We start from the raw sequence: 20,013 nt of genomic DNA, 5'->3' as shown, positions 1-20,013 counted from the left end.
AGATTGGCTCCTTTTTTTGGTATATACACCAGCCGTTGTAGAGATGTGGCGTGGCCGCATCTAATCCTTTCGAAATGTGCCGGATTTTGGTTAATCCAGCACTAATTTTACGATAGCCCCGTAAGAGGGTACGTTCTTAAAAGCGTCTTGCAAAGGATATTCGCCAGCGTAGACCCGGGCACAAGTCAATACCCCGCCATGCGCGAACAGGCATGCCTTTTGCAGCCCGCTTTTGCGAAGCTCATTCAAGAAGTCGCTAACCCGGTCGTATTGATCTTGTAGGGATTCACCGTTTGGAGTCGGGTTATTAACCCAATCCTTAAACCAAGCCTCTGAGCGGGGATCGGAGGATAGCTCATTCCACGATTTCATTTCCCATTCCCCGAAATTCACCTCCTTGATACGGTCTTCTCTCTCCGCCTCCGGAAAGCCGCAATAATTAGCTAAGCGCACGCAGCGGGTAAGGGGACTTGTCCAAACCTTATCGAACGTATGATCGCTCAAGCCTTTTTTTACCTCTTCCGCCTCTTCCTCGAAGGTCGGTTTCAATGGAACATCGGTTTGCCCGTAGGCGTAGCCGGCGGGAACATCGACAGAGGTATGTCTGATTAAATAAATCTCCATAATTATATAGTTTGATAGATGATCACGAAACCCATATAGAAGCTTAACTCACAAAGAAGAAAAGTCGCTCCACAGCAGTCTCCCGTATATCCTTGTATCTTTCTCTTCATGAAAGAGGTGAGGAAGTACCAAGTGATAACCGGGAATATACCCGCTAGTAAGTAAACAGGTTGGGGAAGCCATAATAATGGTAAGAAAGCACAAATGATGCTAAATACATATTCTCGAGAGGTCATTCGGCTATATACGGTCTTGTTCTTGGCTTCCTCCTCTTTCCTCGCGTAAGGCAGGCGATTGATGATCATGCTGGAGACGCCTTTGCAAAAAGGATCTCCAGCCAGTATGGCACATCCCGCTAGCTCGATCGGGAGACTGCTTACTAGTAGGTAGAACAGTCCGAAGTAGAAAATCAGTCCGATTACCCCATAGCTGCCTATATGCGAGTCTTTCATGATCGCCAATATGCGTTCCCGGCTCGTGCCGCCGCCGAAACCGTCGAAGAAATCCGCCAGCCCGTCCTCATGCAGGCAGCCAGTTATCAGCAATCGGGTAATCATGGCGCATAAGATCGCCACGGATGACGGAAGAATCAAGGAGGTAGCGTACAATACCAATACCGACAAACCAGCCGTCAGCCAACCGACCAACGCCCAATGGCTCACGATATTCTTGAAACAGGCCGCCGGAACCTCCGCCAACCGCCAGAACGGTAACCGAGTAAAGAATATAAACGCAGCGAGTATCCGCAACATATCAGAAATATTTAGTGATTGCCGCTTGCTTGAAACTATGCATCTCGTTGATCATGCGAACGGCGGAGTCGAGTATCGGGTAAGCGCATACCGAGCCGGAACCTTCTCCCAGCCGTAGCCCTAGATCGAGCAATGCTTTTGCCCCCAAAAAATCCAGTACTCGTTTATGCCCGGCCTCGTCGCCGCAATGCCCGAATACGCAATACGATTGCATTTCCGGATATAAGCGGGAAGCCACCAATACGCAATTCGTCATGATAAAACCATCCACGAGGATAATCATCTTCAGTTCGGCGGCACGCAACATGCCTCCTACAGCCATAACCATCTCATACCCTCCGAAGTAGCGCATTACATCCAAGGCGCTTCCATCCCCTTTGTAATTCTCCAACGAGCGTTTCAGTACGTTGTATTTATGCCGTACGCCTTCGCTGTCCAGTCCGCTACCGGCCCCCACACAGTCGATCAATGGGATTTGCGTGAGGCAAGTCATCCACATGCTGGAAGCCGCCGTATTCCCGATACCCATCTCTCCGAAACTGATCACGTTACAGCCTTCGTTGTAGCAATCCGTCACGATATCGGCTCCGTATTGAAGGGCTTTCTCCATCTCCTCCACGGTCATGGCCGCCTCGTGAAGAAAGTTACGGGTTCCTCCCTTGCGCACCTTGCGGTCGATAAGTTGGGGAATAACGGGGAAATCGAAATCCACGCCGCCATCCACGATCTTCAACTCAAATCCATGCTGGCGGGCAAGGTAACAAACTCCCGCTCCTCCGTTCAAGAAATTATGGATCACTTGGCGAGTTACCTCCTTGGGAGATTTGCTTACGCCCTCGTCGGCGATGCCGTGATCCGATGCATAGATTACGTTCACGGGATGACGCAAGACAGGCGATAAGGTTTGCTGGATCAATCCCACTTGCAGGGCGAGCGCCTCGAGCGTTCCCAATGAGCCTTTCGGCTTTGTCAGATTATCGATCTTGTCTTGTAAAGCGGCCTCCAGCCCTTTGTCCGGGGCCTCGATGTGAAATTGTATCATGATAGTAGTATTTTATATAAGTCGTTGTTCTTATTCCTTGATCTTGACGGGGATTCCGCTGACCATCAAGACAACCTCGTCCGCTTTAGAGGCGATATATTGGTTGAGCCAGCCTTGCATATCGGTAAATTTACGTTGCACCTCGTCTATCGGCACGCCTCCCATACCCAGCTCGTTCGTCACGAAGATCAGGTAGGCATCTTGCCGGGAGAGTTTATCGAACTCCGCTTTGAGGAGGGAGAGGGATAATTCCACGTCGCTTTGATTGTCGAAGAAGAAGTTCGTCCCCCAAAGGGTTACGCAATCGATCACCACGACACGATCGGTAAGATCGTGGCGGCTCAAGTATTTCTCCTCCTCTATATTGGTCCACTCGGGTCCACGGTCTCGCTGGTGGCGTTCCACCCGCTTCCGGAACTCCTCGTCCCAGATGCGGGAGGTAGCTAGGTAAACCGGGTTGGGCGACAGCGATAAGGCGAGCCTCTGTGCGTATCCGCTCTTGCCGGACCGCTGTCCTCCGGTTACTAAGATCACTTTCTTACTCATCGCCTCCGTGATTCCTGTTTTTCCGGTGGGCGGCACGTTTCGCCTTGTTGATCGGGTTGTTCTTGCTTGTCTTCCGAAGGGCGGCCGATTTCGGGTTGGCGGCGATCCGCTGCGCCACCGCCGATTTGCTCAGTGCCTTTCCGAACTTGGGGCGTAAGGCATCCCGCAATAACTTCTCCTCGTCGGTAAGCTTGGCGGTCTTGGATTTCCAGCCTCCCTCTTTCTGTGCCTTACGGGCGGCAGCGTATTTATTGAACTTTCCGAACTTCTCCATTTTAGCGCCTTCACGGCCTCCCTTGTTCTCGGGTTTCGCTTTCCGGAGCGTGCCGAGTAATTCTTTTTCTTGCTGCACCTCCTTTTTCTCCTCCTCTTGCAGGCGGATATATTTCTCTACGTTCAAGCGTTCACCGTCCACCAATACGACATCCTCCGCCGTGACCTTCTGGCCTACGTGCGGTTGCTTGCCGTTTACGGTTACCCGTTCCATCTCGATGAAATTGTCTGCTTCCCGGCGTGAGCAAACACCGGCTTCGCTTATCAGTTTGTTTAATCTAATTTCCATATTATTAATATTATATTATTAGTAAAATAAGGGTGACGATCACACCCATCAACAGTTCCGTATTACTATTCACTTGAATGGCGATACGCATATCCTCGGTCGTGAAAGGCCTCGCGTTCGTTCCGATATAAGGCTTCTCCACCGGTTTGCCGAAATAATCGTGCGTCCCCCCGAACTGGCAGTCCAAGACCGCCGCCAAGGCCGCTTCTGGATAACCGGAATTAGGGCTTGCGTGTTCAGGGCCGAAACGCCGTACGAAATCCCTTTTCCCCCAATTATTGGAGACCAGCAACATCAAATAGGCCGTGAGGCGGGCCGGGATGTAATTGGCGATATCGTCGATTTGCGCCGCTATCCGTCCGAACTCAAGGTAACGCTCATTCTTATAACCGATCATCGAGTCCAGTGTATTCACCATCTTGTAAGCCATCATCCCCGGCAACCCCAGCAGGGCAAACCAAAACATCGGGGCGATCACGCCGTCGCTTAAGTTCTCGGACAAGGTCTCCAACGCCGCCGCCCGTATCTCTTGCGGCGACAGGTTCGAGGTATCCCTCCCCACGATCCGTGCCACTTGCCGCCGTCCTTCTTCCGTGCTACGGTCCACGGCCTCGAACACCGCCTTCACTTCCTTGATAAGCGTCTTTCCGGATAGGCAATAAAATACGCCGATAGCCGTCAGCAACCCACTGAACTGCGGATGTATGATCCAAGCCCACGACAATATCCACTCGCAGATTAAATACACGCCAAGGATAAGCACGACTGCTAGTATGCCGCCTTTTAGGGCCCGCTCGGAGCCTTTATTCAACTCTTTCTCTCCGGCGCTGATCGCTTTGCCAAACCATACGATAGGATGGGGCCAACCTTCCGGGTCTCCCAGCAACCGGTCGGATAACCAACCACCCAAAAAGGGCACGATCTTGAGTAAATTGATAGAATGATGTAACCAATACATATTGAATGTCATTGAAGGAACAAACTTAGACAAAAAAAAGAACATAAGGAAGCGGTAAGCGATTCTTCATCACACATTAGGCGAAAGAAACCTACATTTAAAGGATTTCGAGCGTAGACTTTCATATTCTATCAGCCGTTAAATGATCATCCACCATCTGTTGCATGATCTTCTAACAGTTGGTGGATGATCATACAACGGATGGTAGAAGATGAATAGGTACGGAAAAAACGGCTAAAGAATGCCTTTAGAAGCCTTAAATCTTCGGGAAGGGAGGGCTTGATATACAGTGGATTCCTTTCAATTTTGTGTTTATTAACAAAAAAACGTTCTTACGGCCGGTTATTATTACTTTATTTGCTCCCACCGTATCGTGAAAGGAGTTAATCGAGATGACAGATGAAAAATCCATTTTAGAACAATTTGCCGTTGGAAATCATACCGCTTTCCGGGAATTGTTCATGCGTTACCATCTGAAAGTCTATTATTTCGTGCTGGGACTCGTGAAGTCCGAGAGTGATGCCGAGGACTTGACCCAAGAGATTTTCCTAAAGCTTTGGACGCATCGGAGTCGTTTCACGGAAGTGAGGACGTTCGGTTCCTACCTCTATGTGCTGGCGAAGCATACGGCGTTCAATTATATCGAATCCCGCCGGGTGAATCTCGTGAGCTTGGAGAGTGCTTCGGAGGAAGACGAGGAGCGAAGTACGCCTTATGAGGATTTAGTCGCTAAGGATTTGCGATTGTTGGTGGATATGATTGTAGAGACCATGCCGCCACAGCGGAGGATGATCTACCGGATGAGCCGTAATGAGGGATTGTCGAACACAGAGATCGCCGAGAATTTACAACTCTCAAAAAAGACCGTGGAAAAACATTTGAATCTAGCGTTAAGGGAATTGCGGAACGTAGTATTGACTTTCCTTCTTGTTATGATATGTTAATGAATTGAGGGTGAAGTGAGAAAAGTAGGTCCTATAAACAAGATAAAATAGAAAAGCAGGAATGAGTCCTATAAAAAAGATATTAAAATACTTTTTCCATCATTCGTTCTCCGGGGAGATGGTGGATCGGGTACATCAACGATTGGCGGAGCCGGGAGACGAACGGGAAAAGGAAGAGGTTTTACGGGAGATCTGGAATGAGATCGGTTTTCCGGAGGCGGATAAACGAAGCGAGATGGCTTTCGCCCGGTTGGAGAATACATTGGACGTGAGGCCCCGCCGCCGTCTGCGTATCCCGGCGTGGGTACGTATCGCCGCTATCTGGCTGATTCCTTTGTTGTCGTTGGGTGTTTCTTATTATCTATACAGGGATGCGCGGGATGTCAAGAAACTGGCTTTTATGGAACAGTTCGTACCTTCCGGCAAGCGGGAGCGGATCACCTTGCCCGATGGTAGCGAGGTTTGGTTGAATTCCGGTACCTTGCTGCTCTATCCATCCGCCTTTATCGGTCAGAGCCGGGAGATCTATCTGGTGGGAGAGGGATATTTCAAGGTGCGAAAACGCCCCGAGCAACCTTTCATCGTGCGGACGAAAGCGATGCGGGTACAAGTGCTGGGCACCGAGTTCAATTTATCCGCCTACCCGGACCAAGAGAAAATAACAACGACCTTGGAGGAAGGTTCCTTGAAGATTCTTCCCGATGATCCCTCGGTGGCTCCATGTATATTGAGGCCTAACGAGCAGCTTGTCTACATCCCTTCCCGGGGAAAGATGGACGTGCGGCAGGTGGTGGCCTCGGATTACTCGGATTGGAAAGAGGGAGGCTTGTTGTTTAACAACGACTCTTTCGAGGAAATCTTGAAAACCTTGGAACGTGTCTACAACGTGAAGGTGCATTTGCGTACTTCCGCTTATCATTCCAACCGGCTTACGATCCATTTCAATAAGCATGAGTCGTTGGAGAACATCATGATGTTGGTCAAGGAGATGATACCCGGCTTGGAGTATCAGATCAAAGAGGATGGGATCTATATTGATTGAGTTAAGGAGATATTAGGTTTTTATAATTCGTTAACGTTTTTCCGTTGGGTGCGCTCCTCGTTTCCCTTGTCCTAATAGCGAGTACGTACTACAAAGGAGATATAAATGTTTAACTAAAAAATCTAATATCGCATGAACAGGAATAAATCTATACGTGTCGCTATTCTTTGCCTGAGCCTCGCTATGGCTGGGAGCTTGCCTATCGATGCGCAGAAAGTGACCTTCCATGAAGGTTCGATCTCATTGAAACAGGCGTTTGAGAAACTAGAGTCGAGCTCTGCTTATAAGATAGCTTATAATGATAGCCAATTGGACGTGTCGAGAAAGGTCTCGATGGATCAGAAAGACATGGAAGTATTGCAGGTCTTATCACAGCTGTTAAAGAATACGGGATACACGTATAAAATAAACGGGAATTATGTGATCATCGTGCCGGAAGAGGTCAAGACTGTCAAGGGGAAAAAGCAAGTATCGGGTGTGATTGTCGATACGAACGGCGATCCTGTGATCGGGGCGAACGTGGTGGAGAAAGGAACTACCAACGGTACGATTACCGATCTCGACGGAAAGTTTACGCTAGAGGTAAATGACAACTCTGTCCTTCAAGTTTCCTATATCGGCTATAATACGCAAGAGGTCTCGGCGAACGGAAAGACGAGTTTCTCTATCAAGCTGGGCGAGAATACACAGACATTGGATGAGGTGGTAGTCGTAGGTTACGGAACGATGAAGAAGAGCGACTTGACCGGATCGGTTACCAACGTAAAGGCGGAGAAGCTGTTGAGCAAGCCGGTGGTGAATGTTGGGCAGGCCTTGGCGGGAAAGGCTTCCGGTGTGGAGATCTTTGAGAATGGCGGTACTCCGGATGGGAAAGTACGGGTGCGTATCCGTGGTAATAACTCTATCAACTCATCGAATGAGCCTCTGTATGTGGTAGATGGCGTGATTGGCGTAAGCAATATCAATCTGTTGAATCCTAGTGAGATCGAATCCTTGGAGGTATTGAAGGATGCCTCCGCCACGGCTATCTATGGTGCCCGTGGAGCGAATGGCGTGATCATGATTACGACGAAACGAGGTATCAAGAACGAGAAAGCGCAGATCTCGTACGACGGTTATGTCTCTATCGGTAAGATGGCGAAGAAACTGGACTTGATGAACGCTTCCGAGTGGTGGCAGAATTACAATACCACGATGGATAACGGGCAGAAATATGATCCGGAAGGGTATGCGCAAGGCAAGTACAAGAAAGTGACGCCGGCGGATCTGCCGAATTTGTTCGATGCTAATGGTAACCCATTGTATGATACCGATTGGCAGGATGAGGCTTATCAAACGGCTATCAACCATAATCACCAAGTCAGCATCCGGGGCGGAGCCGATAAGACCTTGTATAGCGTGCATTTGGGATATATGCATAAGGATGCCTTGATGCGTAACGGTTTCCTAGACCGGTATAGCGGTAGGATCAACTTGGATTCCCAGCTTCGGGATTGGTTGAAAATGGGTGCCAATATGTCGTTCAATTATAATAAGGGAAACGATAATTACAAGAGTTATGGAGTAAAGCGTTTGGTACAGGAAGCAATTCCGTTGATTCCCGTAAAATATCCCGATGGCTCTTGGGGAAGCAACCGTGATTTCCCCGGTGCGGTACAGGATACACCTTCCCGGTATCTGGAAGAGATGGTGAACGAGACTTCCAATATCCAGACGATCGCCGACCTATATCTGGATTTCAAGATCACGGACGACTTGAACTTTAAGTCTACTTTCGCCGTAGATGCCAGTAATAGGAAACGTAATTATTATTCGGGTAAGGATCTGATCCAGTTCAGTAAGACGGCGGGAGGTATCGCTACGATAGAGACTTTGAAGGAAATGTATTGGCAGAATGAGAACTACTTTAATTATAATAAGGAGTTTAATAAGAACAATCGCATGAATGTGATGCTTGGATTAAGCTGGCAGCAGCGAGTTGCCGAAAGCGTGGAAGCTACCTCGCAGAATTTCAGCGATGATTTTTACCAATGGCATAATCTGGGAGCGGGAACGGTGACGATTCCGTCGAAATCGGAAGATTACGGTTGGTCTATCAACTCTTATTTCGCGCGTATCAATTATACCTTGAAAGACCGCTATCTATTTACGGCCACAGGCCGTTACGACGGATCGTCCAAATTCGGAAAGAATAATAAATACGCATTCTTCCCCTCTTTCGCCTTTGCGTGGAGAGCCTCGGAGGAAAGCATCTTGAAAGGTGTCAATTGGCTGAATAATTTAAAGGTACGTACTAGTATCGGCGAGACCGGAAACCAAGAGATCGGCAATTACGCTTTCTACCAGAAGCTAGGCTCGGAGAATACCATTTTTGGTAATGACTATTATACGGCTCTATACCGCAGTACGTTCGGTAACCCGGACTTGAAATGGGAGAAGACCTTGCAATGGGATGCCGGTGTCGATGTGAGTGTATTGAATCAGCGTATCGATCTGTCTTTGGATTATTATTATAAAAAGACGAGCGACTTATTATTGGAGGCCCCGATCCCGGGAACTTCTGGATTGAATACGATCATGCGGAACATCGGCTCCGTGCAGAACCAAGGTTTTGAGTTGACCTTAAATACGCATAATATCCAAACGGATAATTTCAACTGGATGTCTACAGTATTATTTAACGTAAACCGTAATAAGATATTGAACTTAGGCGAGAATGATGAGGATATTTATCCGAAACCCCGCCATGCGCAAGGGGATATGCTGATCCTGCGTGTCGGTGAACCTGTTGGTTCGCTATGGGGATTGCGTCGTCTGGGAACTTGGGGGGAGGACGAGGCCGCTGAAGCGGCTAAATACAACCGCCTTCCGGGAGACGTGAAGTATGAGGACTTGAATGGCGACGGGAAGATCAATAGCGAGGATAATACGATTATCGGCTGTACCTCCCCGGACTGGACCATGACGATCTCTAATACGTTTCTTTATAAGAACTTCGATTTCTCGTTCGATCTCCGCTTCGTGTTCGGGAATGATGTCGTGAATTGCGCTACTCATAATGCTGAAGACCGGTCGGGTGTAGCGAATGGCTTCAAGTCGAATTTGAACGCTTGGACTCCGCAAAACCAGCATACGATGGTTGCCCAGCGTCGTCCGATGAAATCGTACTATGATTCTTATCCGGATTCACATTGGATGCAGAACGGTTCTTTCGTTCGGGGGCAGAACTTCGTCTTGGGATATACTTTCAGCAAGAGCTTGCTCCAGAAGATAAAGTTACAGGATTTGAGAATCTACGCGAGTGCTCAGAACTTGTTCTGTATTACGAAGTACAAAGGCTATGATCCGGAGGTTACGACCTATGAGGATGCTGCTTTCGGACAAGGTATCGACGACTTCAGCGAGCCTAAGGCACGTACTTTTACTTTCGGTTTAAATGTTAAATTCTAATGCGATTGAGTTATGAAAATAAATAAAATCTATATCGTCTCATTATGTGCGTTATTCTTGTCTTCTTGTAATAATTTCTTGGACGAGCAGCCTACCGGTACAATGACTACCGATTCAAAGTTGACAAGTAAGGAGTCCGCTTTGGCCTTGACGAATTCGGCTTATTTGAAGAATACGGTCTTTAATAAGATGACCCCGGGTTGGGGATGTAATACGATCTTATTGCTCGAATATATGACTGGCAAAGCTACTTCCGAGAATTCCCAATCGAATTATAAGGACTTTCAGGATCTACTGGTGAGTGATCGTTCTTTATATATCGAGGACTGGTGGCAAGATTGTTATGCAGGTATAGCGAACTGTAACCTTGCGCTTCAAAAACTCGGGGAGTTCGAGAATCTGGATGCTTCCTTGGTTAATGGCTACATGGCCGAGGTGAAGTTTATGAGGGCTTTGTATTATTTCTATTTGGTACGTATCTTTGGTGATGTCCCTAAGATTACGACCGTACAGTCGGAGTTGGGAGAGCTGCAAGTATCTCGTGCCCCGGTAAAGGAAATCTATGATGAGATCATTATTCCGGATTTGTTGGAGGCCGAGCAATCGGATCTGGCTTTTAGCGATCATACAGGGCGTGTCTCGATGGGAGCGGTGAAAGCGCTTCTTGCGGATGTCTATCTTACGTATGCCGGTTATCCTTTGCAAGGAGGTAAATCTTATTACGCGGAATCGGCTAAACGTTCATTGGAGGTTATAAAATCGAATGAGTATACGCTCTTCACGGATTATGAGAGCCTACGGCTTCCGTCGCAGAATAATAAGGGAGAGTTTATTTATCAAGTTCAGTTCTCCTTGAACAAGCGGCATAACGAGTCGGTACGTATCTTTTTACCTTCTCGTTCCGGCATTTCCGCCTACGATTTGGAATATGGTAGCCTGATCCCTACCAAAGAATTCGTGGAAAGCTTTGAGAAAGGAGATAAGCGTACGGAAGAGAAGCAATATTTCTTTACAAACTACAAGGGGCATCCGAGTAAGTTCTCTCCGGGAGCGGCAGAGTTGGAGTTTATGGATTTGAATGGCTATTATATCTATAAGTTTTTTGATCAAGTGGCTATTGATAATACGGCGAAGTCAGACTTGAACTGGAGTGTATATCGTTACACGGATGTATTATTAATGTATGCGGAAGCGCAAGTGAACGCGGATGGTACTCCGAACCAGCAATCCATCGATATCGTGAACCAAATACGAGGAAGGGCCGGATTAGCGCCGTTTAAGCAGACCAACGCAAGCGCATTCTTGGAGGAAGTCTGGGACCAACGTTACTTTGACCTATGTTATGAGAATAAGATGTGGTTTGATATGCTACGCACCCGTAAGATCCGGGATGATAAATCCGGGGAATATGTGGACTTTATCGGCTATAAGACGAATTGGGGTAAGGTGTATACGGAAACCCAGCTATTGTTCCCGATTCCATTAAGCGAACGGCAGGCGAATCCGAACCTGACTCAGAATCAAGGTTATTAACGAATAGAAAATAATATATGAAGATCAAGTTGTCTTTATTAGCCACCGGTTTACTATATGTGCCGGTGGTGTTCGCCCAAAAGCAACCCAATGTCGTGATCATTTTGGCGGATGATATGGGTTACGGGGATGTTGGATGCAATAATCCATATGCTAGGGTACGTACACCGGCCATCGATCAATTGGTCCGGAACGGTATCCGTTTTACGGATGCCCATTCTGCGGGTGCGTTGAGTGGGCCTTCACGCTACGGTTTAGTGACAGGACGTTATTTTTTCCGTACGCCGAAGAAGTCCGAGTATTGGGGGTACTTGTCTCCATATATCGAACCAGAGCGTTTGACGATCGGTTCCTTGATGCGTAATGCCGGCTATACGACCGCTTGTGTCGGGAAATGGCATCTAGGGCTCGACTGGCAGTTGAAAGATGACTCGAAACCACAGATTCTTACCCCTAAGAAATTTGGTTATACGAATACGGATTTCTCCGCCCCTGTAAAAAGAGGCCCTACGGAATTAGGGTTTGACTATTCTTTCATCCTTCCGGCTTCCTTGGATATGCCGCCTTATGCGTTCGTGCGTAATGACCGTGTCGTGGACCCGGATGTCATCTTGACGGCGGACGCTTATCCGAAGAAACAGGATGAGACGGTTTACGCTTGGGATCGTAAACATACGAACGAGAATGATATTTATTGGGAACGGGGCGTTTGGTGGCGTAACGGAGAGATGTCGCGCTCCTTTAAGTTTGAGGAATGTTTCCCGACAATCGTAGATGAGGGTATCGCTTTTATCGATCGGGAAGGACGAAAGGACAAGCCATTCTTTTTATATATGCCGTTAACCGGTCCGCATACCCCATGGCTGCCCACCGTTCAGTTTAAGGGATCTACCGAGTTAGGTACCTATGGCGATTTTATGGGCGATATCGATAATGTCGTGGCTCGGGTGAATGCCAAACTAAAGGATTTAGGTCTGGAGAAGAATACGATTGTCATTTTCGCCAGTGATAACGGAGGCGCATGGGAAGAGGAGGATATCCAGCAATACGGGCATCAAAGTAACTGGAGCCGCCGTGGGCAGAAAGGTGATGCGTGGGACGGCGGTCATCATGTTCCGCTGATTGTTCATTGGCCGGATCATATCAAGTGCCCCGGGGTTTGTTCCCAAACGGTTGGCTTGGTAGATATATTGGCTACATTGGCGGATTTAACCGGGCAATCCCTTCCTAAAGGACAGGCAGAGGATAGCTTTAGCTTTAAGAAAGTATTGGATGGTGATATGAATGCCTCGACGAGAGACCAGATCATGTACTTGTCCGGCTCCGGCAAATTAGCGATCAAGAAGGGAGATTGGAAATATATCGATTGTCTGGGCTCCGGTGGTTTTACGGCTCCCGCCCGTTTATCCCCGGTGAAGAATGGACCGAAAGGCCAACTTTATAATATGCGGACCGATTCTTTGGAGAGTAATAATCTCTTCTTGCGTGAGAAAGGCATTGCGAATGAGCTTTCTGCGTTGTTGAAGAAATTGTTGGATCAAGGATATAGCCGTCCGCAATAAAGGTAATCTTGATTAGGCAAAAAGTTGAATCGAATGACAAAGTTAGGCGTATTGTTTAGTGTTTTGGGAGTGGGGGCCGGTTGTATTCCGGCCTTCGCTCAAAAACAGCTCCCCAATATCATCGTAATGTTATCGGATGACCAAGGTTGGGGCGATTTGGGCTTCACGGGGAATACCTTCGTGCAAACTCCTAATATAGATCGTATCGCTCATGAGGGAACGATCTTGGAGAATTTTTATGTCTGTCCGGTGTCATCCCCGACAAGGGCGGAGTTCTTGACCGGACGCTATCATGTACGGAGTGGCGTTAATTCTACGACCGGGGGAGGCGAGCGCTTTAATCTGGGAGAGAAAACGATCGCGGAATATTTCCGGGAGGCCGGATACGCTACCTCTCTATTTGGAAAATGGCATAGTGGTACGCAATATCCCTACCATCCGAACGCAAGGGGCTTCGAGGAGTTCTATGGTTTTTGTTCCGGGCATTGGGGGAATTATTGGAACCCGGTGTTGGAGCATAACGGAGAGATTATTTCGGGCGAGGGCTTTATCATAGATGATCTGACCGATAAAGCCTTGGATTATATACGTGATCATAAAGAACATCCATTCTTTATGTTCTTGTCTTATAACACACCTCATAGTCCGATGCAAGTCCCGGATAGTTGGTGGAACCGTGTAAAAGATCGTACCTTGTCGCAGCGAGCTACTTTCCCGGAGCAAGAAGATACTACGTTTACGAAAGCGGCTTTGGCCTTGGCCGAGAATTTAGATTGGAATATCGGACGTGTATTGTCTTTGTTACATTCATTGGATTTGGAACAAGAGACGATTGTTATTTATTTCTCGGATAACGGCCCGAATAGTTTCCGGTGGAATGGTGGAATGAAAGGGCGAAAAGGCTCTACGGATGAAGGGGGTGTTCGTTCGCCGTTTTGTATCCGTTGGCCGGGACATATAAGGAAAGGGGCCGTGGAAACCCAGTTGTCCGGGGCTATAGACTTAATCCCTACTTTATTAGGTTTGGCGGGAATAGAATATACCCCGTTAAGGAAACTGGACGGAATCGATTGGGGACAGCGATTGCTGGATGAGAAAGCTCCTGCTATAGATCGGGTTTTATATAGTTATTGGGGAGGTAAGACGAGTGTGCGTATCTCATATTATCTATTGGATGCGGAAGATCATTTATATAAAACGGATATAGATCGTGAGCAACGGAAGGATGTATCGGATAAAGAACCCGAGATATATGAGCGGATGAAGCGTTATTCGAATTGGTTTAAGGATGAGTTACTGGCGGATTTCCCGAAGAAGGATACCCGTCCGTTTATAATCGGTCATCCGCGGGAAACCTATTCAAAGCTACCGGCCCGGGATGCGAGGATATCTGGCCCGATCGAACGCTCCAACCGTTATCCGAATTGTTCTTATTTTACGAATTGGAAAAGCCCGGAAGCGGAGATAAGCTGGAATGTGGAGGTTGAGGAATCCGGCTTGTTCGAGGCTTTTATCTATTATACTTGCGATAAACGAAATATAGGCTCTACTTTTGAACTTCGTACGGACCGGGATGCCGAGAATCTTGTATTTACATTGGATCAAGTAAATGACCAACCCATGCTCGGTGCGGATTTGGATAGGGTTCTCCGGGAGGAGTCTTATGTGAAAGGATTTACTCCTTGCTCTGTCGGTACGATTCCTCTATCGAAAGGTACGGCCACTTTATCCTTGCAAGCGAAAACGATCCGGAATGAGGAGGCTATGAATTTTTGGATGTTGGTGCTAAAACGAGTGAAATGAGTCTGAGATTGAAAAAAGTTGTATAACTATTTGCCAGTTATCAAATAATCACTACCTTTGCACCGCAAAATTTTTTATTAATCAATATTAAACAGCGTTTTATGAACAATTACGAAACCGTTTTCATTTTGACTCCCGTTTTGTCTGACGCTCAGATGAAGGAAGCGGTAGAGAAATTCACGAACCTTCTGAAAGCTCAAGGAGCTGAGATCGTGAATGAAGAGAACTGGGGCTTGCGCAAGTTAGCTTATCCTATCGACAAGAAGACAACAGGCTTCTACCAGTTGGTTGAATTCAAGGCAGATCCTAGTGTTATCGCTACGTTGGAGTTGAACTTCCGTCGTGACGAGCGTGTGATCCGCTTCTTGACTTTCCGTCAAGACAAGTATGCCGCAGAATATGCAGCTAAGAGAAGAAATCTGAAATCATCTAAAGAAACAGTAAAGGAGAATAATTAATTATGGCAGCAACTCAATCAGAAATCAGATATTTAACTCCGCCTTCAGTAGACGTTAAGAAGAAAAAATATTGCCGTTTCAAAAAGAACGGTATCAAGTATATCGATTATAAGGATCCTGAATTCTTGAAGAAGTTCTTGAACGAGCAAGGTAAGATCCTTCCGCGTCGTATCACTGGTACTTCCTTGAAGTTCCAACGTCGTGTGGCTCAGGCTGTAAAGCGTGCTCGTCACTTGGCTTTGCTTCCTTACGTAACCGATTTGATGAAATAATTAATAAGAGGAGACAGAATATGCAAGTTATTTTGAAAGAAGATGTAGTGAATTTAGGCTACAAAGACGATATCGTAACAGTAAAAGACGGTTACGGACGTAACTTTCTAATCCCCACGGGTAAGGCAGTGATCGCTTCAGAGTCTGCTAAGAAAGTATTGGCTGAGAACTTGAAGCAACGTGCCCACAAATTGGCTAAGATCAAGGAAGATGCTCAGGCTTTGGCCGCTAAGTTAGAGGGTGTAGCTTTGACGATTGGCGCTAAGACTAGCTCTACAGGTACGATCTTCGGTTCTGTAACGAATATCCAAGTTGCTGAGGCTTTGGCTAAGGCTGGTTTCGAGAATATCGATCGTAAGATTATCTATATCAAGGAATCTGTTAAGGAAGTAGGTAGCTATAAGGCTGTTTTGAAACTTCACAAAGAGGTTTCCGTTGAGGTTCCTTTCGAGGTTGTTTCTGAATAATAGATACTTTAATATATCATAAAAGAGGGTAGTTTCGAAACTGCCCTCTTTTTTTGTTTTAATTATAAAAAAAGACATCTGTCAATCAGCAAAAAAGCGCTACATTTGTTCCCGAATTTGCAATAATTTTAGAAAGTGAGCAAAAAGTCTTTTCTATATATTAACTTGCTATTTGCGTTGTTTTTTTTCTTGCCCGGACTTCAGGCGAGAGAGAAGACTTTTACGGTCGTGATCGATGCTGGGCATGGCGGGAAGGATCCGGGCGCTAGAGGGGCGAATATTAATGAGAAGGAGATAAATCTCGCTGTCGCCTTAAAATTGGGTCGATTGATAGAGAATAACGCGGAGGATGTGCGTGTGATCTATACTCGTAAGACGGATCGTTTTATCGAGTTGGACGAACGTGCGAATATAGCGAACCGGAATAAGGCGGATCTTTTCGTGTCTATCCATACGAATGCCGTAAAGCGTGGAAGTACCGTGCAAGGTACGGAGACGTATACGCTGGGTTTGGCCCGTAGCGAAGAGAACTTAGAGGTGGCTATGAGCGAGAACTCAGCGATCTTGTTGGAGGATAATTATCAACAACGGTATGAGGGATTTGACCCGAACTCTTCGGAGTCATATATCATTTTCGAGTTTATGCAGAATAAGCATATGGAGCAAAGTATTAGTCTGGCTTCCGAGATACAGAAATCGTTCGGGGCTTGTAAGCGGGTGGACCGTGGCGTAAGACAGGCTGGTTTTTTGGTGCTTCGCAAAACGAGCATGCCCAGTGTTCTGGTCGAGTTGGGGTATATCTCGAATCGTCAAGAAGAGCAGTTCATGAGAACCGCCGCCGGACAAAATAAATTGGCGGAAGCGTTGTACGATGCTTTTTGCAAATATAAGAAGAATTACGATCGTCGTAAAGGAAATATTTCCGGAGTTGTCGCTGCTCCCGTAGCGAATGAGGAAACTCCGCCTCCGGGGAGCGAGGCTGATATCTTAAATAAAAAACAGCAAGCCACAAGACAGAAAACCTCAGTTTCTTCTACCACTTCCGTGAACAGGAACACGAAAGGAAAGGTTATATATAAGATACAATTCTTGACTTCCAATAAGAAGCTTCCTGCGAACTCCCGGTTATTTAAGGGGTACAAGAACGTGGATTTCTATGTGGAGAAAGGTATCTATAAATACACGTATGGCGAGACTTCGGATTTTAACTCGATCCGGAAGATGCGCCGAACGATCGCTAAGGATTTTAAAGATGCCTTCATCATCGCTTTTAAGGATGGGAAGAAGGTGAAATATTAATGATATAGGAATAAATTATACATTATAAATAAAGGAAATGAAAAGTGTATTCACTAAAGAGGCGAAGATCGGACTTGTGACGATCGTAAGTCTGGCGTTATTGTATTTAGGCATTAATTATCTGAAGGGTATTAACCTGTTTCAACCGGTGAACCATTACTACGTATCATTCAGCAACGTAAAGGGGGTGACGATTTCCAGCCCTGTATTTGTGGATGGTTTTAAGGTGGGATTGGTTCGTGATATTATTTATGACTATGATACGACCGGTAAGATCATCGTTGAGGTTAGTTTGGAAGATAAGATGAGGCTGAATAAGGGAAGTTATATAGCGGTTGTCAATACTTTCTTAAGCGGAGCTGAGTTGCATATTCATTTGAACACTTACGTGGATGACTTTTTGAAGCCGGGTTCTACGCTCGAGGGACGAATGGAAGAGGATATGATGCAATCCGTACAGGAGAAGATCTTGCCAAGCGTTGAGAACCTTTTGCCGAAGATCGACACGATTTTGGGTAGCTTGCAAACCTTGATCGCTCATCCGGCCTTGGCTCAATCCTTGAATCATATCGAAAAAACGACTAGCAACCTAGAGGTGTCTACCCGTCAGTTGAATCAGATGTTGAGTAAGGATGTACCGGGTATCGTGAATAACTTGAAGACGATGACGGATAATTTCTCGGAGGTGAGCGCCAACTTGAAAGAATTGGATTTGGCTACAACGGTCAATTCCATCAATGCGACCTTGGCGAACTTGAAGTTGACTACGGATAAATTGAACTCGACGGATAATAGCATCGGCTTATTGTTGAACGACAAAGGATTGTATGATAATCTGAACAGCACGATGGACAACGCCTCCAAGCTATTGCTAGATTTGAGGGAGAATCCGAAAAGATACGTCCATTTCTCTGTTTTTTGATTATGTTAAAAAATCATAGTATAAAAGACGTTATTTAGAATCATTCTAATTAGACAAAAAGTTAGGGGACTCCTGCTGATTATACGCATAAGGCCTTTAGGTAAAGTGAGATAGATACTTCCTGAGGCCTTATTCCGTCACCGGACGTCAGCGTTTACGCTTTTGTAGAGGTCTCTAAAATAAAGGGTTTTTGAACGTTGGTCGATCTAAATAGCAGTAAATCAGATAGGTATTAGTAACTATCTGAATCTAAAAGGGATATTGAAAATTCATATTTACCAAACAAAATAGCACTTTTTTTTTCGGAATTAATTTCTAAACTTTGTAGTCCGAATGTAAAAAGTATTAGTGGGAGAGAAAGAAAACATGCAGACTGATTATCAAACATTGTGGAATAAGTGCCTTGCGGTCATAAAGGATATTGTGCCTAAGGCAGCTTTTGACACATGGTTCGTACCTATCGTTCCGTTATCATACGAAGACAAGAAGTTTACCATACAGGTGCCTAGTCAATTCTTCTATGAGTATCTGGAAGAGAAGTATGTTAATGTTTTGAAAGTTACATTGTATCGTGTAATCGGTCAAGGAACCATTCTTAACTACCGTATCATGGTGGATAAGACCACTGGTGGTACGGTTGATTATCCGGCGGAGAATGCTTCCACCGCTGTAAAGAAAGTCACTCCCAAGGACGCTAACAAAGCTCCGAATCCTTTTATGACGACTGCTCCGCAGGATTTGGACCCTCAGTTGAACCCGAAGTATAATTTTGATAATTATTTCGAGGGTACGAGCAATAAGCTGGTTCGTACGGCGGGTGAGGCTGTTGCCCAGAATCCGGGAAAGACTACGTTTAACCCGTTGTTTATTTTTGGTCCGTCAGGAGTGGGTAAAACTCACTTATGCCATGCGATCGGAACCCGTATCCGGGAGTTGCATCCGGAAAAGAAAGTGTTATATGTATCTTCGCATTTGTTCCGGGTACAGTTTACAGATGCTATCCGTAAGAATACGACTAATGACTTCTTGAATTTTTATCAAAATATCGATGTGCTGCTGTTGGATGATATACAGGAGTTGATCGGTATGGATAAGACTCAAAATACATTCTTCCATATTTTCAACCACCTGCACCAGTTAGGTAAGCAGCTTATCTTGACTTCTGATAAACCTCCTGTGGATTTGCAAGGGATGGAAGAGCGCTTGATCACCCGTTTAAAATGGGGATTGACGGCTGAGTTGAGCCGTCCGGATCTGGATCTACGTAAAAAGATACTGAAGAATAAGATCAACCATGACGGAATCATGATTCCGGATGAGGTCTTTAACTTTATCGCTAATAATGTGACGGAGAATGTCCGTGACTTAGAAGGTATTCTCGTCTCTTTAATGGCTAATGCGGTTATTAATAATCGTGAGATCGATCTGCCGTTGACGAAACGTGTGGTTAGCCAAGCGGTTCGGTTGGAGAAGAAACAGATCTCCGTACAGATGATTCAGGAGATCGTTTGCAAGTATTTCAACTTGGAGCAATCGGTTATCCAGACTAATTCCCGTAAACGTGAGATCGTGCAAGCCCGTCAGATCACGATGTATTTGGCGAAAAAATATACGGACTCCTCTTTTTCCCATATTGGAAAGATCGTAGGAAAGAAAGACCATGCGACGGTCTTGCATGCTTGTAAGACGATCAAAGACCAGATTGAGACTAGTAAGTCTTTCCGGTCTTCCGTAGAGGAAATTGAGGTCTTGCTCAAGAACTAAATTAAGAATCCCT

General features: G+C 46.2%; 18 protein-coding genes. 12 read left to right on the top strand and 6 right to left on the bottom strand.

Annotation, left to right across the window (positions count from 1 at the left end):
• Positions 1 to 90 precede the first annotated feature (90 nt).
• The 6 genes from cobC to cbiB are packed head-to-tail and all read right to left on the bottom strand — an operon-like array spanning position 91 to position 4,496.
• Positions 91 to 624 carry an alpha-ribazole phosphatase gene (gene cobC, locus DWY79_RS19430; protein WP_122370122.1) on the bottom strand — a complete coding sequence of 178 codons (534 nt, stop codon included), beginning with the start codon at positions 622 to 624 and terminating at the stop codon, positions 91 to 93.
• 2 nt (positions 625 to 626) lie between these two features.
• The gene (locus DWY79_RS19425) at positions 627 to 1,376 is read right to left on the bottom strand and encodes an adenosylcobinamide-GDP ribazoletransferase (RefSeq protein WP_048928354.1); all 750 of its coding nucleotides are present in this window, start codon (positions 1,374 to 1,376) and stop codon (positions 627 to 629) included.
• 1 nt (position 1,377) lies between these two features.
• Positions 1,378 to 2,418, bottom strand: coding sequence for a nicotinate-nucleotide--dimethylbenzimidazole phosphoribosyltransferase (cobT, locus tag DWY79_RS19420; protein ID WP_005865457.1), 1,041 nt, complete (start codon positions 2,416 to 2,418; stop codon positions 1,378 to 1,380).
• A gap of 30 nt (positions 2,419 to 2,448) precedes the next feature.
• The gene (locus DWY79_RS19415) at positions 2,449 to 2,964 is read right to left on the bottom strand and encodes a bifunctional adenosylcobinamide kinase/adenosylcobinamide-phosphate guanylyltransferase (RefSeq protein ID WP_008774497.1); all 516 of its coding nucleotides are present in this window, start codon (positions 2,962 to 2,964) and stop codon (positions 2,449 to 2,451) included.
• Complete coding sequence (locus DWY79_RS19410) at positions 2,957 to 3,526, bottom strand: S4 domain-containing protein (protein WP_122370120.1); 570 nt, start codon at positions 3,524 to 3,526, stop codon at positions 2,957 to 2,959. The genes DWY79_RS19415 and DWY79_RS19410 overlap by 8 nt, the downstream gene beginning before the upstream one ends.
• Positions 3,527 to 3,536: 10 nt before the next feature.
• Entirely contained in the window at positions 3,537 to 4,496 is a 960-nt protein-coding gene (gene cbiB, locus DWY79_RS19405; protein ID WP_048928357.1) for an adenosylcobinamide-phosphate synthase CbiB, read from the bottom strand.
• A gap of 380 nt (positions 4,497 to 4,876) precedes the next feature.
• Between cbiB and DWY79_RS19395 the strand changes: the two genes are divergently transcribed.
• The 12 genes from DWY79_RS19395 to dnaA all read left to right on the top strand — a co-directional run bounded on the left by DWY79_RS19395 (position 4,877) and on the right by dnaA (position 20,000).
• Complete coding sequence (locus DWY79_RS19395) at positions 4,877 to 5,428, top strand: RNA polymerase sigma-70 factor (RefSeq protein WP_009018594.1); 552 nt, start codon at positions 4,877 to 4,879, stop codon at positions 5,426 to 5,428.
• A 61-nt stretch (positions 5,429 to 5,489) separates the two neighbouring features.
• Positions 5,490 to 6,470, top strand: coding sequence for a FecR family protein (locus DWY79_RS19390; protein ID WP_122370118.1), 981 nt, complete (start codon positions 5,490 to 5,492; stop codon positions 6,468 to 6,470).
• Positions 6,471 to 6,602: 132 nt separating this feature from the next.
• Entirely contained in the window at positions 6,603 to 9,920 is a 3,318-nt protein-coding gene (locus DWY79_RS19385) for a TonB-dependent receptor (RefSeq protein ID WP_008780968.1), read from the top strand.
• 12 nt (positions 9,921 to 9,932) lie between these two features.
• Positions 9,933 to 11,453, top strand: a complete 1,521-nt coding sequence (locus DWY79_RS19380) for a RagB/SusD family nutrient uptake outer membrane protein (protein ID WP_005865472.1) — start codon at positions 9,933 to 9,935, stop codon at positions 11,451 to 11,453.
• A gap of 17 nt (positions 11,454 to 11,470) precedes the next feature.
• Entirely contained in the window at positions 11,471 to 13,015 is a 1,545-nt protein-coding gene (locus DWY79_RS19375; RefSeq protein ID WP_122370116.1) for an arylsulfatase, read from the top strand.
• A 33-nt stretch (positions 13,016 to 13,048) separates the two neighbouring features.
• The gene (locus DWY79_RS19370) at positions 13,049 to 14,818 is read left to right on the top strand and encodes an arylsulfatase (protein ID WP_122370114.1); all 1,770 of its coding nucleotides are present in this window, start codon (positions 13,049 to 13,051) and stop codon (positions 14,816 to 14,818) included.
• A gap of 101 nt (positions 14,819 to 14,919) precedes the next feature.
• Entirely contained in the window at positions 14,920 to 15,276 is a 357-nt protein-coding gene (gene rpsF, locus DWY79_RS19365) for a 30S ribosomal protein S6 (RefSeq protein WP_005865478.1), read from the top strand.
• 2 nt (positions 15,277 to 15,278) lie between these two features.
• Positions 15,279 to 15,548, top strand: coding sequence for a 30S ribosomal protein S18 (gene rpsR, locus DWY79_RS19360; protein ID WP_005637107.1), 270 nt, complete (start codon positions 15,279 to 15,281; stop codon positions 15,546 to 15,548).
• Between the two features lie 20 nt (positions 15,549 to 15,568).
• The gene (gene rplI / locus DWY79_RS19355) at positions 15,569 to 16,015 is read left to right on the top strand and encodes a 50S ribosomal protein L9 (RefSeq protein WP_009018599.1); all 447 of its coding nucleotides are present in this window, start codon (positions 15,569 to 15,571) and stop codon (positions 16,013 to 16,015) included.
• Positions 16,016 to 16,150: 135 nt separating this feature from the next.
• A complete protein-coding gene (locus DWY79_RS19350; RefSeq protein ID WP_048928349.1) occupies positions 16,151 to 17,314 on the top strand; it encodes an N-acetylmuramoyl-L-alanine amidase in 1,164 nt (387 codons plus the stop codon).
• A 37-nt stretch (positions 17,315 to 17,351) separates the two neighbouring features.
• Positions 17,352 to 18,236, top strand: coding sequence for an MlaD family protein (locus DWY79_RS19345; RefSeq protein ID WP_005855082.1), 885 nt, complete (start codon positions 17,352 to 17,354; stop codon positions 18,234 to 18,236).
• A 366-nt stretch (positions 18,237 to 18,602) separates the two neighbouring features.
• Complete coding sequence (gene dnaA, locus DWY79_RS19340) at positions 18,603 to 20,000, top strand: chromosomal replication initiator protein DnaA (protein WP_008774487.1); 1,398 nt, start codon at positions 18,603 to 18,605, stop codon at positions 19,998 to 20,000.
• Positions 20,001 to 20,013: the final 13 nt, after the last annotated feature.

It is taken from the genome of Parabacteroides sp. AF27-14 (genome assembly GCF_003635425.1).
GTDB classification, from domain to species: Bacteria; Bacteroidota; Bacteroidia; order Bacteroidales; family Tannerellaceae; genus Parabacteroides; species Parabacteroides distasonis.
This window is presented reverse-complemented; position numbering and strand designations above follow the sequence as displayed.

What these genes read in the sequence shown, in the direction of transcription:
- DWY79_RS19425 (WP_048928354.1), bottom strand. Translation starts at nt 1,376, where the DNA reads ATGTTGCGGATACTCGCTGCGTTTATATTCTTTACTCGGTTACCGTTC.
- DWY79_RS19375 (WP_122370116.1), top strand. Translation starts at nt 11,471, where the DNA reads ATGAAGATCAAGTTGTCTTTATTAGCCACCGGTTTACTATATGTGCCG.
- cobC (WP_122370122.1), bottom strand. Translation starts at nt 624, where the DNA reads ATGGAGATTTATTTAATCAGACATACCTCTGTCGATGTTCCCGCCGGC.
- DWY79_RS19410 (WP_122370120.1), bottom strand. Translation starts at nt 3,526, where the DNA reads ATGGAAATTAGATTAAACAAACTGATAAGCGAAGCCGGTGTTTGCTCA.
- rpsR (WP_005637107.1), top strand. Translation starts at nt 15,279, where the DNA reads ATGGCAGCAACTCAATCAGAAATCAGATATTTAACTCCGCCTTCAGTA.
- cobT (WP_005865457.1), bottom strand. Translation starts at nt 2,418, where the DNA reads ATGATACAATTTCACATCGAGGCCCCGGACAAAGGGCTGGAGGCCGCT.
- DWY79_RS19385 (WP_008780968.1), top strand. Translation starts at nt 6,603, where the DNA reads ATGAACAGGAATAAATCTATACGTGTCGCTATTCTTTGCCTGAGCCTC.
- DWY79_RS19415 (WP_008774497.1), bottom strand. Translation starts at nt 2,964, where the DNA reads ATGAGTAAGAAAGTGATCTTAGTAACCGGAGGACAGCGGTCCGGCAAG.
- DWY79_RS19395 (WP_009018594.1), top strand. Translation starts at nt 4,877, where the DNA reads ATGACAGATGAAAAATCCATTTTAGAACAATTTGCCGTTGGAAATCAT.
- DWY79_RS19380 (WP_005865472.1), top strand. Translation starts at nt 9,933, where the DNA reads ATGAAAATAAATAAAATCTATATCGTCTCATTATGTGCGTTATTCTTG.
- rpsF (WP_005865478.1), top strand. Translation starts at nt 14,920, where the DNA reads ATGAACAATTACGAAACCGTTTTCATTTTGACTCCCGTTTTGTCTGAC.
- DWY79_RS19345 (WP_005855082.1), top strand. Translation starts at nt 17,352, where the DNA reads ATGAAAAGTGTATTCACTAAAGAGGCGAAGATCGGACTTGTGACGATC.
- DWY79_RS19370 (WP_122370114.1), top strand. Translation starts at nt 13,049, where the DNA reads ATGACAAAGTTAGGCGTATTGTTTAGTGTTTTGGGAGTGGGGGCCGGT.
- rplI (WP_009018599.1), top strand. Translation starts at nt 15,569, where the DNA reads ATGCAAGTTATTTTGAAAGAAGATGTAGTGAATTTAGGCTACAAAGAC.
- dnaA (WP_008774487.1), top strand. Translation starts at nt 18,603, where the DNA reads ATGCAGACTGATTATCAAACATTGTGGAATAAGTGCCTTGCGGTCATA.
- cbiB (WP_048928357.1), bottom strand. Translation starts at nt 4,496, where the DNA reads ATGACATTCAATATGTATTGGTTACATCATTCTATCAATTTACTCAAG.
- DWY79_RS19390 (WP_122370118.1), top strand. Translation starts at nt 5,490, where the DNA reads ATGAGTCCTATAAAAAAGATATTAAAATACTTTTTCCATCATTCGTTC.